14 protein-coding genes are annotated in these 12,901 nt (G+C 66.9%); 8 read left to right on the top strand and 6 right to left on the bottom strand.

Annotation, left to right across the window (positions count from 1 at the left end; all coding sequences use genetic code 11):
- Positions 1 to 5 precede the first annotated feature (5 nt).
- The 6 genes from A9310_RS05310 to A9310_RS05285 all read right to left on the bottom strand — a co-directional run bounded on the left by A9310_RS05310 (position 6) and on the right by A9310_RS05285 (position 5,852).
- Positions 6 to 881 carry an ABC transporter permease gene (locus A9310_RS05310; RefSeq protein WP_058252405.1) on the bottom strand — a complete coding sequence of 292 codons (876 nt, stop codon included), beginning with the start codon at positions 879 to 881 and terminating at the stop codon, positions 6 to 8.
- 124 nt (positions 882 to 1,005) lie between these two features.
- The gene (locus A9310_RS05305) at positions 1,006 to 2,334 is read right to left on the bottom strand and encodes an alpha/beta hydrolase domain-containing protein (protein WP_065629691.1); all 1,329 of its coding nucleotides are present in this window, start codon (positions 2,332 to 2,334) and stop codon (positions 1,006 to 1,008) included.
- An 8-nt stretch (positions 2,335 to 2,342) separates the two neighbouring features.
- Positions 2,343 to 2,732, bottom strand: a complete 390-nt coding sequence (locus A9310_RS05300; RefSeq protein ID WP_065629690.1) for a carboxymuconolactone decarboxylase family protein — start codon at positions 2,730 to 2,732, stop codon at positions 2,343 to 2,345.
- Positions 2,729 to 3,610, bottom strand: a complete 882-nt coding sequence (locus tag A9310_RS05295; protein WP_065629689.1) for an NAD(P)-dependent oxidoreductase — start codon at positions 3,608 to 3,610, stop codon at positions 2,729 to 2,731. Before A9310_RS05295 ends, A9310_RS05300 begins: the two co-directional genes overlap by 4 nt.
- Positions 3,607 to 4,347 carry an SDR family oxidoreductase gene (locus A9310_RS05290; protein ID WP_065629688.1) on the bottom strand — a complete coding sequence of 247 codons (741 nt, stop codon included), beginning with the start codon at positions 4,345 to 4,347 and terminating at the stop codon, positions 3,607 to 3,609. Before A9310_RS05290 ends, A9310_RS05295 begins: the two co-directional genes overlap by 4 nt.
- Positions 4,348 to 4,385: 38 nt before the next feature.
- Positions 4,386 to 5,852: an aldehyde dehydrogenase gene (locus tag A9310_RS05285; protein ID WP_065629784.1), complete on the bottom strand. Its 1,467-nt coding sequence runs from the start codon at positions 5,850 to 5,852 to the stop codon at positions 4,386 to 4,388.
- 64 nt (positions 5,853 to 5,916) lie between these two features.
- Here A9310_RS05285 and A9310_RS05280 point away from each other — a divergent pair, with 64 nt between their 5' ends.
- Genes A9310_RS05280 through A9310_RS05245 form a run of 8 tightly spaced genes read left to right on the top strand, consistent with a single transcriptional unit; the run spans position 5,917 to position 12,888 of the window.
- Positions 5,917 to 6,498 carry a TetR/AcrR family transcriptional regulator gene (locus A9310_RS05280; RefSeq protein ID WP_033206302.1) on the top strand — a complete coding sequence of 194 codons (582 nt, stop codon included), beginning with the start codon at positions 5,917 to 5,919 and terminating at the stop codon, positions 6,496 to 6,498.
- On the top strand, positions 6,498 to 7,742 hold the full coding sequence (locus A9310_RS05275; RefSeq protein WP_065629687.1) for a cytochrome P450: 1,245 nt from the start codon (positions 6,498 to 6,500) through the stop codon (positions 7,740 to 7,742). The genes A9310_RS05280 and A9310_RS05275 overlap by 1 nt, the downstream gene beginning before the upstream one ends.
- On the top strand, positions 7,742 to 8,554 hold the full coding sequence (locus tag A9310_RS05270; RefSeq protein WP_065629686.1) for an SDR family oxidoreductase: 813 nt from the start codon (positions 7,742 to 7,744) through the stop codon (positions 8,552 to 8,554). The genes A9310_RS05275 and A9310_RS05270 overlap by 1 nt, the downstream gene beginning before the upstream one ends.
- Positions 8,551 to 9,918 carry a cytochrome P450 gene (locus tag A9310_RS05265; RefSeq protein ID WP_065629685.1) on the top strand — a complete coding sequence of 456 codons (1,368 nt, stop codon included), beginning with the start codon at positions 8,551 to 8,553 and terminating at the stop codon, positions 9,916 to 9,918. The genes A9310_RS05270 and A9310_RS05265 overlap by 4 nt, the downstream gene beginning before the upstream one ends.
- Entirely contained in the window at positions 9,918 to 10,109 is a 192-nt protein-coding gene (locus A9310_RS05260) for a ferredoxin (RefSeq protein WP_004022803.1), read from the top strand. Before A9310_RS05265 ends, A9310_RS05260 begins: the two co-directional genes overlap by 1 nt.
- 53 nt (positions 10,110 to 10,162) lie before the next feature.
- Entirely contained in the window at positions 10,163 to 10,708 is a 546-nt protein-coding gene (locus A9310_RS05255) for a hypothetical protein (protein ID WP_065629783.1), read from the top strand.
- Positions 10,709 to 10,714: 6 nt separating this feature from the next.
- Positions 10,715 to 11,983, top strand: a complete 1,269-nt coding sequence (locus A9310_RS05250; protein ID WP_065629684.1) for a hypothetical protein — start codon at positions 10,715 to 10,717, stop codon at positions 11,981 to 11,983.
- On the top strand, positions 11,980 to 12,888 hold the full coding sequence (locus tag A9310_RS05245; protein WP_058252394.1) for an SDR family NAD(P)-dependent oxidoreductase: 909 nt from the start codon (positions 11,980 to 11,982) through the stop codon (positions 12,886 to 12,888). Before A9310_RS05250 ends, A9310_RS05245 begins: the two co-directional genes overlap by 4 nt.
- Positions 12,889 to 12,901 lie beyond the last annotated feature (13 nt).

Genomic DNA, 12,901 nt, shown 5'->3' with positions numbered 1-12,901 from the left:
TCCACTCACCTACCTTCGAATCCGTTGCGCCACGACAGGAACCGACGCTCGAGTATTCGCACGCCGATGTCGGTGAGCAGTCCGAGTACCGCGTAGATCACCAGGACCAGGAAGATCTGATCGGTGCGTAGGTACTCCTTGGCGTCGTTCATCAGGAAGCCCAGACCGACCGGGGTGGTCTGCATCTCCGCGACGACCAGGACGAGCCAACCGATGCCCAGCGCCTGTCGTAGCCCGACGAAGATCTGCGGTAGTGCGCCCGGCAGGACCACGTATCGCACGAGTTCGAAACGCGTCAGCTCCAGCGATTCGGCGGCTTCGATGAGCTTCTGGTCCACGCCCCGGATGCCGGCGAGGAAGTTGAGATAGATGGGGAAGATCGGGGCGACGATGATCAGGGCGATCTTGAACGAGTCGCCGATCCCGAACCAGATGATGAAGACCGGGACGAGGGCCACGGCGGGCATCATCCGCAGCACCTGGACCGGTGCGTTGACCAGGTCTTCGGCGACCTTGAAGAGGCCGGCGGCCGCGCCGAGCACCGCGCCGATGGCGATCCCGATCGCCAGTCCGATCGCGACGCGCCGCCCCGACGCGGCCAGATGGGTCCAGAGTTCACCGGTGCTGATCAGTTCCCAGCCCGCCTCGACCACCTCGGTGGGTGCGGGGGTGGTCGCGCCGAGCCATCCCCGCGCGCCGACCTGCCAGATGACGACGACCAGGATCAGGCCGATGGACTGACGGAGCGTGCGTGTGGCGGCGTGACGGGAGAGCCGTCGCCGACGTACTCGGGCCGCCGGGCCGTCGGACGGCACGTCGACGGGCCCGGCCGCGGACGGGGCGGGGGCGACACCGACCGGTGTCGTGAGTTCTAGAGTCATCGAAATCCGCCTGGGAGAGGGCTGGCAGGACTTCTGGGACGCTACTGAGAACTCGACTCCACCGGCACCGTTGGAGTCATGGTGATTTTCAAACCGCCGCGCGTCGAGACGATTCGGCGGACGGTCAGTTCGGGATCAGGTCCGGATTGGCGTCGGCGAGCAGCTCGTCACGGTCCTCGGCGAGGACGAATCCGCCCGCGATGGCGGCGTCGGCGGCGTTCCGGTAGTGCTTCTCGTATTCGTCGCGCGTTCCGTACCGGGCCGCCAACGCGTCGCCGGGGACAGGGAATGTCGTGCCGAACAGCAGGCAGATGCGGGAGACGGGGTCGACGACGATCCCGCTGAGGACCTGGGTCGGTGCGTCGACGCACGGCGTCCGGACCCCGCCCCGGACGTTGCCGATGTCGTCCAGCTCGAACACGGGGTCGGCGCCGTCGATGTCCCGGAGGGCCAGCGGGTCGGCTGCCGGCGGCGGATCGCCACCGTCGGCCCAGGATCGCAGGTGCCGCAACGCAGCCCGCAGGACGAAACGCTGCTGACCCCGGTTGACGGGGTCGGGGCAGCCGAGGAACTCCTCGAAGTCGCCGACCTGGTGCAGGTCGGCGTGGGACGTGCCCGCCATTTCCCACACGAGTAACCGGTCGGAATCCGGTTGCCGCGCAGTGTGATAGCGGAAGTTGGTCAGGACGTCGGTCTCGGTCTGCACCACGAACACCGGTGCGTCGAGGTCGGTGCGGATCGTGGTGGGCTCGCGCCCGAAGACGGTCGCCACGTCGATGCCCGAACCGACCTCGCCTGCGGGCAACCCGGCGGCCGCGCGGCTGTGGATGAGGTATCCGTCGAACGGCGCCGCATCCGGGCCGATGGCGTTCACGTAGGTCGTCAGGGCCATCGCCGACTGTGATTCGCCGATCGCGAGCACGGTGGCGACCGTCAGGCCCGCGAGGGGATGGTCGGCCCCAGCGGTGTCCCGGGCGGCGCGTCCGATCGAGCTGAAGATGTCGTAACAGTACGCATCACCAGGATGGTGGAGTCCGGCATACCGTTCCGGGTCCTTGGCGGCGAGACTCTGCGGCGCACCGGTCGCGACGCCGACCGAGCCCGTGCCGCCCTCCACTCCGACGAACTGGGCCGAGACCCCGATCCAGGCGTGCCCGGAACGGACCAGTTCAGCAGCCACATAGGAGTATTCGGGGGCGGCGTCGGCGCCACTGCTGACGTTCAGCCACTCGACGACAACGCAGCCGCTGAACGTCGCGGGCTCCGCTGGGCGTCGGACGACGACCCGGGTCGTGAACTCGGCGGCGGGCGCGGGCGGGTCCCCGACGATCTTCTCGGCCACCCCCGACGCCGCGTACTCGATGTCGGTGTATCCGGCCGCGGCGAGGTCGGGGAGGGGAGAGGCGCTGAGCAACGAACACCCGTCGCCGCCCTGTAGGACTCGAAACCGCATGGGTCGACTCACTTCTTCTTCCGGTGCTGCTTGATCACCTCACCGAACATGAAGTGCATCTTGGTGCCCTGCGGCCAGCCTACGTAGTAGCAGAGGAAGAGGCTGATCTCCTCGAGCTGCTCTGGGGTGAGCTCTCCGTTCCCGAGTGCGGCACCGGCCTGGATCTCGGCGACGTCGATGTTGTTGCTCGCGGCGAGCGCGCCGAGCAGGAGCAGCCGACGATCACGGTTGGACAGACCGTCTCGCGCCCACACATTTCCGAACACCTGGTCGGCGGTGTGTGCGAAGTAGTCGCCCGGGCCGTCGCTCACCTCCCAGCCGTAGACCTCCGACATCTTGGCGAGGCCGCGCTTGCGTGCCTCGTCGGGTGCGTCGTCGGAGATGTTGGAACGGGTCATGCTGGTTCTCCTTCGAGGTGGGGGACACCGAGCCCGGTGGCCAGGTTCCGCAACGCGAGCTGCCCGAGGGGCAGGTCGACGCCGAGTTCCTCACCGAGTGCGAGTGCGAGCGTCAGGTCCTTCTCGCCCAGGGTACGGACGCCGGCGAGGATTCCGTACCAGGGATCGTCGCGCTCGACGGGAGCGGTGGTGTCGCGCAACATGATCGCCCCGGCCCCACCGGTCACGGCGTCGGAGTGCCGGACCACCTTGCCGAGCTTGGTGATGTCGATGCCGGCGGCCTCGGCCAGTCGCGCGGCCTCGGTGGTCGCGGTGAACGAGATGAAGTGGAGGAGGTTGCGCGCCAGCTTCATCCGGGTACCCGCGCCGACCTCGGGCCCCGCGTGGACCAGCATGTCGGCGGTGAGCGCGAACGGTTCCTTCAGCTTCTCGTACGCGTCCCGCGGTCCACCGACCATGATCGCGAGGCGGCCCGACGCCGCACCCATCGCACCACCGGAGATCGGTGCGTCGAGCAGAGTCACCTCGCGCGCCGCGCACAGATCCGCCAGTTCGACGGCGGTCTCCGGCGCGATGGTCGAGTGGACGGTGATGACGGTGCCCGGGCGAGCTGCCGACAGCAGGCCGTCCGGACCCGCGACCACGGTTCGGACCTGCGCGTCGTCGAGCACGCAGATGCCGATGATGTCGGCCGACGCGGCGAGATCGGCAAGCGATTCCGCAGCGGTGGCGCCCTTCTCGACGACCTTCGCGGCGGCGTCGGACGACAGGTCGAACACCGTCAGCCCGCCGGCCCAGGCGGCCAGGCTCCCGGCCATCGGCCCACCGATGTTGCCGAGTCCGACATACCCCAGACGGATGAGGGACGACTCGCTCATGAGCGGATGACCTGGCCGCCGTCGACGTTGAAGATCTGCCCGGTGATCCACCCGGCCTCGTCCGACAGCAGGAACAGGCACATGCCGACGAGATCCTCGGGAGTGCCGAAACGCTTCAGCGGCAACCGGTTCACGATGTCGGCGACCATCTCCTTGGGTGTCGTGCTCCGGGTCGCCTCGGTGTCGATGGGTCCCGGGGCGATCGCATTGACGCGGATGTTCTGCCCGCCGAGCTCGGTGGCGAGCTGCTGGGTCAGGCCGTTGACACCGACCTTGGCCAGCCCGTAGAAGCCGCTGTACAGCCATGCGGCGGTCGAGGACTGGTTGACGATGGCGCCGCCGCCATTGGTCATGTGCGGGTAGACCGCCCGGGTCACGTTGAGTGCACCGTCGAGGTTCACGCTCATGAACTTCTTGTAATAGTCCCAGGGCACCGTGATGAGGAAGTCGAGTTTCATCCCGCCGTAGATCGCGGCGTTGTTCACCAGACCGTCGATCGAACCGTAGGCGTCGACGGTGGCGGCGGCGAGCGCCTTCGCCGAATCCTCATCCGCGACATCGGTGCTGACGTACAGTCCGCCGATGTCGGCCGCTACCTGCTTGCCCTTCTCGTCGGCGAGGTCGGCGACCACGACGTTCGCGCCCTCCGCGGCGAGGGCACGCGCATAGGCCTCGCCGATCCCGCCGGCGGCGCCGGTGACGATGATGGTCTTGTTCTCGAAACGCTTGGAACTCATTGTCCTGCTTTCTGTGTGGTCAGTGTGTTGTCGAAGGGTCACGCCGGGCGGGCGACGGCCTTGGTCTCCAGGTACTCCTCGAAACCGGCGACACCCATCTCGCGGCCGATGCCCGACTGTTTGAAACCGCCGAACGGGACGTCGGCGGAATACCAGATGCCGCCGTTGACGCCCATCGTCCCGGTGCGAACTCCGTTGACGACCTTGTCGATCCGGTCCTCATCGGTCCCGTAGACCATGCCCGACAACCCGTACGGCGAGTCGTTGGCGATGCGGATCGCGTCGTCGTCGCCGTCGTGGGGGATGATCACGAGCACCGGGCCGAAGATCTCCTCCTGCGCCACCCGCGCCGAGTTGTCCAGACCCGAGATCAGGGTCGGTTCGACGAAGAAACCGGCGGGCCTGTCGGCGGGACGGCCGCCACCGATCTCGATGGTGCCGCCCTCACTGGTGGCGAGTTCGATGTAGGACTCGATGCGCTGGCGCTGCCGGGCCGAGATGACCGGTCCGCAGATGGTGCCGCCGTCGGTCGGGTCCCCGGCGGGCAGGCCGGCCATCGCGTCGCGGGTAGCGGTGATCGCCTCGTCGAGGCTGCCGCGCGGAACCACGAGACGCGTCGTGATCGCGCACCCCTGGCCGGCATGGGTGACGACGTTGAACGCGGCCATGGCGCAGGCGGATCCGATGTCGGCGTCGTCGAGGACGATGAAGGCCGACTTGCCGCCCAGCTCCAGGAACACCTTCTTCAGCGACTCGGAGGCGGCCGCCATCACCTTCTTGCCCGTCGCCGTGGAGCCGGTGAACGAGACCAGGTCGACGCGAGGGTCGGTGCTGAGCTGGGCGCCGAGCTGATGGTCGGTCGAGGTGACGATGTTGAGGACGCCCGGCGGGAAGTCCGTCTCCTCGGCGACCACCTTGCCGACGAGCGCCGCACACCACGGGGTGTCGGGCGCGGGCTTGAGCACCACCGTGCACCCGGCGGCTAGGGCGGGTCCGATCTTGGCGAAATTGATCTGGTGCGGGAAGTTCCACGGGGTGATCGCGCCGACGACGCCGACCGCCTCCGAGCGCAGCTCACGGTGGTTCTTCAGTCCCATGGGTTTCGCGGTGCCGAGGTCGCGAGTCCACTCATAGCTCTCGGCGAGGTCGGCGAAGTAGCCGAGATCGGTGACGGGTCCCTCGAACTGCGGGCCGTGGGTGAGGAACGACGGGCACCCGACCTCGGCGATGGTGAGCTCTCGGAACTCGTCGCCGTGGGCGAGCAGTGCGTCGCGCAGTTGACGCAGGCAGCGAGCGCGGAAGGCGTGATCGCGCGACCAGTCGGTGGTGTCGAAGGCGGTGCGAGCGGCGGCGATGGCGGCATCCATGTCGGCCGCGGTGGCGTCGGCCGCCTGCCCGATGACCTCCTCGGTCGCGGGATTGACGACGTCGAAGACGCCACCGCTCCCGGGGGTGAGCTTGCCGTCGATCAACAGATCCGACGCGGATTCGGGGCGAAGAGGCATGAGCTGGAACTCCATCTGGACAGGTGTCTGGACTCGCGTTCAAACCTAGTGTAGCGTGGCTCACATGTCCAGCCCCGTGTCTCAGGAATCCACTCGTCGCAGGCTGACCCAGCAGCAGGCGGAGACGGTCACACGTCTCACCGATGCCGCGGTCGACGTGCTGAACGCCGAGGGTTTCGACGGTCTGACCGTGCGGTCGGTGGCCAAGATCGCCGGGGTCGCGCCGGCTACCGCCTACACCTACTTCTCGTCGAAGAGTCACCTCGTCGCCGAGGTGTTCTGGCGTCGCCTCTCGGCCGGGGTGCTCGAACCGGATCCCGGTGCACCGCGGAGTGAGCGCGTCGCGCAGGTGCTCCGCGAGGTCGCGCTGGTCGTGGCCGGCGAGGGGCAGCTGGGTGGTGCGGTCACGGTGGCCCTGCTGGGCAGTGACCCCGACGTCGAACACCTGCGCGTGCGGATCGGCGCATTCATCCGGCGTCGTCTCGCCGCCGCCCTCGAAGAGGACCCGGAAAACCCGGGCCCGCTGCTCGACGCCCTGGAGATGATCTACTCCGGCGGCCTGGTCTATGCCGGTATGGGGCACATGACCTACGAGCAGACCTCCGAACGTCTTGTCGCAGCCGCACATCTACTGATGGAGAAGTGATGACCGAAACGACGGCGGTGTCGGGGATGGAGCACGAGCTCCCCTTCGACCCGTATGCCTATGATTTCCACGAGGATCCCTACCCGACCTATTCCCGTCTCCGCGCGGAGGCGCCGGTCTACTACCACGGCGGGATGAACTTCTGGGCGCTCGCCGGACACGCCGACGTCCGTGCCGCATTCCGTGACACACAACGACTCTCGAACAGCTGGGGCGTGTCGATGGACCCGTCGGCGTACGGTCCCGACGCGCACAAGTCGATGTCGTTCCTCGCCATGGACGACCCCAAGCACATGCGTATCCGCAAACTGGTCTCCAAGGGCTTCACGCCTCGCCGCGTCAACGAACTCACCGGCAGGATCACCGCCCTCACCCATCAGCATTGGAGCAGATGTCTCGACAAGGGCGAGTTCGACTTCGTGCACGACTTCGCCGCCTTGCTCCCGATGGACGTCGTGTCCGAACTGCTGGGAGTGCCCGAAGCCGATCGCACCCGGCTGCGCCACCAGTCCGACCTGCTGTTGCATCGCGAGGACGGCGACCTCGACCTTCCCGAGGCGGCGGTGTACGCGTACATCGAACTGCACAAGTACTATTCGGAGCTCATCGCCGACCGTCGCAAGAACCCCGGCGAGGATCTGGTCTCGGCCCTCATCGCGGCCGAGATCGACGACGACGAGACCGGTGAGAAGACGAAGCTCACCGAGGACGAGATCGTCGGGTTCATGGTTCTGATGGTGGTGGCGGGCAACGAGACCACCACCAAACTGCTTGCCAACGCCCTGTATTGGGGCTGGCGCAATCCGGACGAGCTCGCCAAGGTCTTCGCCGACCCGGAAGTCGTCGTCCCGGACTGGACCGAGGAGACGCTGCGCTACGACAACTCGACGCAGATCGTCGTGCGGCGGGTGATCGAGGATGCCCCTTATGGCGACTTCGTGATCCCGGCGGGCGAGCGCGTACTCCTGCTCGTCGGTTCGGCGAACCGCGACGTCGAGGTGTTCGGCGCCGACGCCGACCGGTACGAGATCGGCCGCGACTGCGCCCAGTCCCTGATGAGTTTCGGCCTGGGCGCCCACTTCTGCCTCGGGGCGCACCTCGCGCGCCTCGAGGCCAACATCGGCCTGACCGAGGTGATCAAGTCGATCCGGGCAGTGGAGATCGATGCCGACAAGGCGGTACGGGTCCACTCGGTGAATGTGCGCGGCTTCGCCGAGCTCCCGGTGAAGGTGACGGTGCGCTGATGGCTTTCCGTCCTCATCCCGAGCGCCGACCGGTCCTCGTCGCGGGTGCGTCGTCGGGAATCGGCGCCGCCACGGCCGAATTCCTCTCCGCTGCGGGCCATCCCGTCGCCCTGGCCGCCCGCCGGGTGGAGAAGCTACAGGAACTCGCCGACAAGATCACCGCTGCCGGTGGCGAGGCCGTCGCAGTTCCGCTCGACGTCACCGACGAGCAATCCGTGCTCGACTGCGTGGCGAAGGCCGAAGCTGCTCTCGGGCCGTTGGAGATCGTCGTCGCCGGTGCGGGCGATCTCGCGGTCGGACTATCCTACGAGACCGGCACCGACCACTTCGCGGATCAGATCAACATCCATCTCACCGGCGCCTACCGCATCTACCGCGCGGTGATCGCCGGCATGATCGACCGCACCCGAGGAGATTTCGTGTTCATCGGGTCCGATGTGGCGATACATCCGCGGCCCTGGTCGTCGGCGTACGTCGCAGCCAAGTCCGGCATCGATGGGCTGGTGGCGACCATTCAGCTCGAGCTCGAGGGAACCGGTGTCCGTGCGGGAGTCGTGCGGCCCGGGCAGACACTCACCGGCATGGGGATGAACCTCGACCCGAAGACGACCGAGAACATGCTGAACGACTGGATCACACACGGTCTGGCCCGTCATGGCAACTTCCTCTCGCCCGAACACATCGCGCAGGCCGTCGCCGCCATGGTGACCATGCCTCGCGGTGCGCACATGCGGTCGGTCGAGGTGGAGGCCGAAGGCGCAGTCAGCGACAAGAAACGACAGGCAGCACAGGAGAAGGGGACGGATGGATGACCGCCATCACCGAATCAGGCCTGAAACAACCGAATCGCGTCTCGGGTGGCGAGGGCGAACACGGACATCTCGACGAACTCGCCACCGACCCGCTCGCACTGTTCTGGCGCGTCCGCGAGGAATGCGGTGACGTCGGGATGTTCCAGCTCGCCGACCGCGAGGTGGTGCTGGTCTCGGGATCGGCGGCGAGTGAGGAGTTCTTCCGCGCGCCCGAAGAGGATCTGGACCAGGCGGCCGCCTACCCGTTCATGACACCGGTGTTCGGTGAGGGCGTCGTGTTCGACACGAGCCCCGAGGAGCGGTCGAAGGCGATCCACAACTCGGCGCTCAAGGGCGCGCACATGAAGCAGCACGCGGTGACCATCCCCAACGAGGTCGAGCGGATCATCGCCGAGTGGGGTGACGAGGGGGAGATCGACCTGCTCGACTTCTTCTCCGAACTGACGCTGTACACCTCGTCGTCGTGCCTCATCGGTCGGAAGTTCCGGGAGCGGCTCAGCGGGCACATCGCCCACCTGTTCCACGACCTCGAGAAGGGCACCGACCCGATCGCGTATGTGGACTACAAGGCCGACATCGAGAGCTTCCGCAAGCGCGACGAGGCCCGGGCCGAACTGGTCGAGTTCATCCAGGGCGTGATGGACGAGCGGATCGCGAACCCGACCGAGAACAAGGAAGACCGGGACCTGATGGACGTCCTCGTCCAGGTCGGCTTCGATGCCAACACCATCACCGGCATGTTCATCTCGATGATGTTCGCGGGCCACCACACGACGTCGGGCACCGCCGCGTGGACCCTCATCGAACTGTTGCGCAATCCCGACTACATGCGACGGGTGTACGAGGAGCTCGACGAGATCTACGGCGAGACCCCGCCCGGTGAGCGCCCGGAATACACTTTCGCGCACACCCGTCAGATGCCGCAGCTCGAGAACGCGCTCAAAGAAGCGCTGCGGCTGCACCCGCCGCTCATCATCCTCATGCGCGTGGTGCAGAACGACTTCCACGTCGAGGACTTCGAGGTGAAGGCCGGGCAGTCGATCGCCGTGTCACCGGCGATCTCCAACCGGCTGCCCGAGGACTTCCCCGAGGCGGACGCCTTCGACCCCGACCGTTACGACAAGCCGCGGCAAGAGGATCTGGTCAATCGGTGGACCTGGATCCCCTTCGGCGCCGGTCGTCATCGTTGCGTCGGTGCGCAATTCGCGATCATGCAGCTGAAGGCGATCTTCTCGGTGCTCTTCCAGAACTACGAGTTCGAGATGCTCCAGCCCCCGGAGAGCTACCGCAACGACCACTCGAAGATGGTCGTCCAGCTGCAGCAGCCCTGTCGCGTCGCCTACCGCAAGCGTCAGGACGCGTGATGCGCGTCGAGGTGGACCTGGACCTCTGCCAGGGACATGGGATGTGTGAGCTCGAGGCGCCCGAGGTCTTCGCCGCGCACACCGACCATGTGGAGATCCTCGACGCGACCCCTGACGAATCCCAGCGCGCCGAGGTCGAGGCCGGCGTGCACTACTGCCCGACGCAAGCCCTGCGGATCATCGAGGGCTGAATTCCCGATCACCTCCCACGCACGACCTGAACGACCGAATGAAGGTGGAACACATGTCTTTTGACCGTGCCGAACTCGACGAGATGAAAGAACGGTGGCTCGCCGCCAACATCGAGGCCGAAAAGGCGGGGGACTGGAAGCCCCTGGCCGACTTCTACACCGAGGACGCCACCTACGGGTGGAACTACGGCCCCAACAAGGACTTCATGGCCGTGGGTCGCGAGGAGATCCGCGAGCTCGCCCTCGGCCAGGAGATGGAAGGTCTGCAGGGGTGGGAGTATCCCTATCAGGCCTGGGTCATCGATGACCGGACCGGCGACATGATCGGACTGTGGAAGCAGATCTACGAGGGCACCCGCGAGGACGGCAGCCATTACGCGCTCGAGGGCATCCAGGGCAGCTGGTTCAAGTACGGCGGCAACTTCCAGTTCCGCTGGCAGCGTGACTTCTTCGACTACGGCAACGTCTCGGCTCTCTTCATCGAGATGATGAAGAACAACGCGATGAGTGAGCCGATGCTCAAGCGTGTGGAGAAGTCGGCGCCGGGTGATCTGCCGGGTTGGTACGACTTCGGCAAGGCCCCGGTCGCGTTCTGGTGAACTGACATGACTTCCACAGCCCCGACCTACCAAGGTCTGAGTCAGGATCAGCTCGCCGTGCTCGTACCGGAACTGCTGCTGTCGGGTCAGATGATCGACCGCAGCGGCATGGCGCATCTCATCAGCGCCTTCGGCCGGGACGTGATGGGCAAGGTCGCCATCGAGGAGTGGATGGCCGCGAGTCCGGTCTACACGCATCGCATGCGTACGGCCCTGGGTATCGACGGCGACGGTGTCGAGGACATGTTCAAGTGTCTGCAACTCGACATCGGTGCGCCACCCCAGTTCATGGACTTCCGATACCGCATCGACGACGAGTACCACGGGTCGTTCGTGCTCGATCACTGCGGCGCGCTGCTCGACGTCGAACCCCTCGGCGACGACTACGTGACCACCATGTGCCACGACATCGAGGACCCCACCTTCGACGCGACGGCCATCGCCACCAATCGGCGCGCACGAATCCGTCCGGTCCACCGGCCGCCGCGTCGACCGGTCGATCGCACGCCGCACTGCGAGTGGACGGTCACGATCGAACCGGATCGAGACGAGCTGCCGCTCCCACCGGATTCGGTCGACATGTTCGAGACCCGGGCGGGGCAACTCGTCCTGTCGGCCATCGACACCACGGAGACCGACGGCTGGGTCGACTACCGCGGCCCGCTCGTCGAGGATCTGCAGTTCGCGGAGTGGTCGACGTCGGCTCTGGTGCGGGTCGCCGAAGAGGTTGCGCTGCAACACCAGTTGCTGTCGCTGGGCTTCCTCGTCAGCCTGCGCAGGTATGCCGAGAGCGAGGCGCAGACCACCGAGATCTTCCGCAAGCAGCTGATCGGCATCGCCGGACTCGCTGCCGACCGGATTCGCGTCGCGCTCGATCTGTCCGCCGACGCCGCAGGTCTCGCCCAGGTACTGGCACTCCATCCGTGTTTCGGTCCGACCCAGTACACGGGACTCACCGCAGAGGCCGACGGGGACACGGTCACCGTCCGAATCCCCCGGGAGTCCGATGCGATGACCGACGGCGGTTGGACGTCGATACTCGATGTCGACCACGTCGAACCGTTGCAGGCGGCGGCGACCGCCGTCGATCCGTATCTCGTCGTCGCGGACGCGACCGAGGCCGACGGCGATCTCGTCGTCCGGATCACCAAGGCGGACACGCCGCAGAAGGAGTACGGTGAGGTGGCCGTCGCACGCTTCAGCGGGGGCGCGAGTTTCGAATTCGTCGACCGCGGGCGGTCGATCCCGATCACGCCGGTGGGCAGCTCGGCGTGACGTCGGGCGGCGGTTGGTCACCTGGCGGCGCGGGACTGGGGGGCCGGGTCGCCGTTGTCGCAGGCGCGACCCGCGGTATCGGACTGGCCGTCTCGTATGCGCTGGCCGGACAGGGAGTCTCGGTCGTCGTCAACGGTCGCGACGGACAGGCCGTCGACGACACCGTCGCCGAGATCCGCGGCGGCGGCGGATATGCCGTGGGCGTTCGCGGGTCCGCGGGTGACGACGGAGTGGCGCAGGCGATGGTCGAGGCGGCGCTGGCGGAGTTCGGTGCCCTCGACATCGCCATCAACTGCGCCGGCATCGCCGAACCTCCCGGTTCGACGGTGCTGACGATCGCTTCCGACGAGTTCCGCGAGCAGATCGACGCCCACCTGATGAGCGCCTTCCATCTCCTACAGGCCGCGGGGAGGGTGTTCGTCGAACAAGGATCGGGGTCGGTCGTGCTCACGGGTTCGGCGGCCTCGCTCGGAATGTTCGGTGGCAGCGGCTATCCCGCGGCGAAGGGCGGCGTCAACGCACTCGCCCTCGCCGCGGCCGCGGACCTCCGGGATCATCACGTACGCGTCAACGTGGTGATGCCGGGAGCGAAGTCGAGGTTGTCCTCCGGCGACGACTACGTCGCCCACATCGAAGGACTCCATCGTCGCGGAATCCTCGACGACCCCACGCGCGACGCGGCGCTCGATCCCGCCCCGCCCGAGTACGTCGCCCCGCTGTACGTGTTCCTGGCCAGTGACGCGGCCGAGCACATCACCGGCGAGATCTTCAGCGCTGCCGGTGGATTCATCGGCCGGTTCGAGTCGCAGCAGGCGAGTTTCGTCGCTTACCGCGATCACAAGGGCACCTCGCCCTACAGCCTCGACGAACTCGCCGGCATCCTGGCCGGGCCTTCCGGTCCCTGAGATCGATCGCGTT

Source organism: Gordonia sp. UCD-TK1, assembly GCF_001691435.1.
Classification (GTDB): domain Bacteria; phylum Actinomycetota; class Actinomycetes; order Mycobacteriales; family Mycobacteriaceae; genus Gordonia; species Gordonia hongkongensis.
The sequence above is the reverse complement of the archived record's forward strand: the minus strand, read 5'-3'. Positions and strand labels throughout refer to the sequence as shown.

What these genes read in the sequence shown, in the direction of transcription:
- A9310_RS05270 (WP_065629686.1), top strand. Translation starts at nt 7,742, where the DNA reads ATGGCTTTCCGTCCTCATCCCGAGCGCCGACCGGTCCTCGTCGCGGGT.
- A9310_RS05295 (WP_065629689.1), bottom strand. Translation starts at nt 3,610, where the DNA reads ATGAGCGAGTCGTCCCTCATCCGTCTGGGGTATGTCGGACTCGGCAAC.
- A9310_RS05250 (WP_065629684.1), top strand. Translation starts at nt 10,715, where the DNA reads ATGACTTCCACAGCCCCGACCTACCAAGGTCTGAGTCAGGATCAGCTC.
- A9310_RS05255 (WP_065629783.1), top strand. Translation starts at nt 10,163, where the DNA reads ATGTCTTTTGACCGTGCCGAACTCGACGAGATGAAAGAACGGTGGCTC.
- A9310_RS05260 (WP_004022803.1), top strand. Translation starts at nt 9,918, where the DNA reads ATGCGCGTCGAGGTGGACCTGGACCTCTGCCAGGGACATGGGATGTGT.
- A9310_RS05300 (WP_065629690.1), bottom strand. Translation starts at nt 2,732, where the DNA reads ATGACCCGTTCCAACATCTCCGACGACGCACCCGACGAGGCACGCAAG.
- A9310_RS05305 (WP_065629691.1), bottom strand. Translation starts at nt 2,334, where the DNA reads ATGCGGTTTCGAGTCCTACAGGGCGGCGACGGGTGTTCGTTGCTCAGC.
- A9310_RS05280 (WP_033206302.1), top strand. Translation starts at nt 5,917, where the DNA reads ATGTCCAGCCCCGTGTCTCAGGAATCCACTCGTCGCAGGCTGACCCAG.
- A9310_RS05310 (WP_058252405.1), bottom strand. Translation starts at nt 881, where the DNA reads ATGACTCTAGAACTCACGACACCGGTCGGTGTCGCCCCCGCCCCGTCC.
- A9310_RS05285 (WP_065629784.1), bottom strand. Translation starts at nt 5,852, where the DNA reads ATGCCTCTTCGCCCCGAATCCGCGTCGGATCTGTTGATCGACGGCAAG.
- A9310_RS05290 (WP_065629688.1), bottom strand. Translation starts at nt 4,347, where the DNA reads ATGAGTTCCAAGCGTTTCGAGAACAAGACCATCATCGTCACCGGCGCC.
- A9310_RS05275 (WP_065629687.1), top strand. Translation starts at nt 6,498, where the DNA reads ATGACCGAAACGACGGCGGTGTCGGGGATGGAGCACGAGCTCCCCTTC.
- A9310_RS05265 (WP_065629685.1), top strand. Translation starts at nt 8,551, where the DNA reads ATGACCGCCATCACCGAATCAGGCCTGAAACAACCGAATCGCGTCTCG.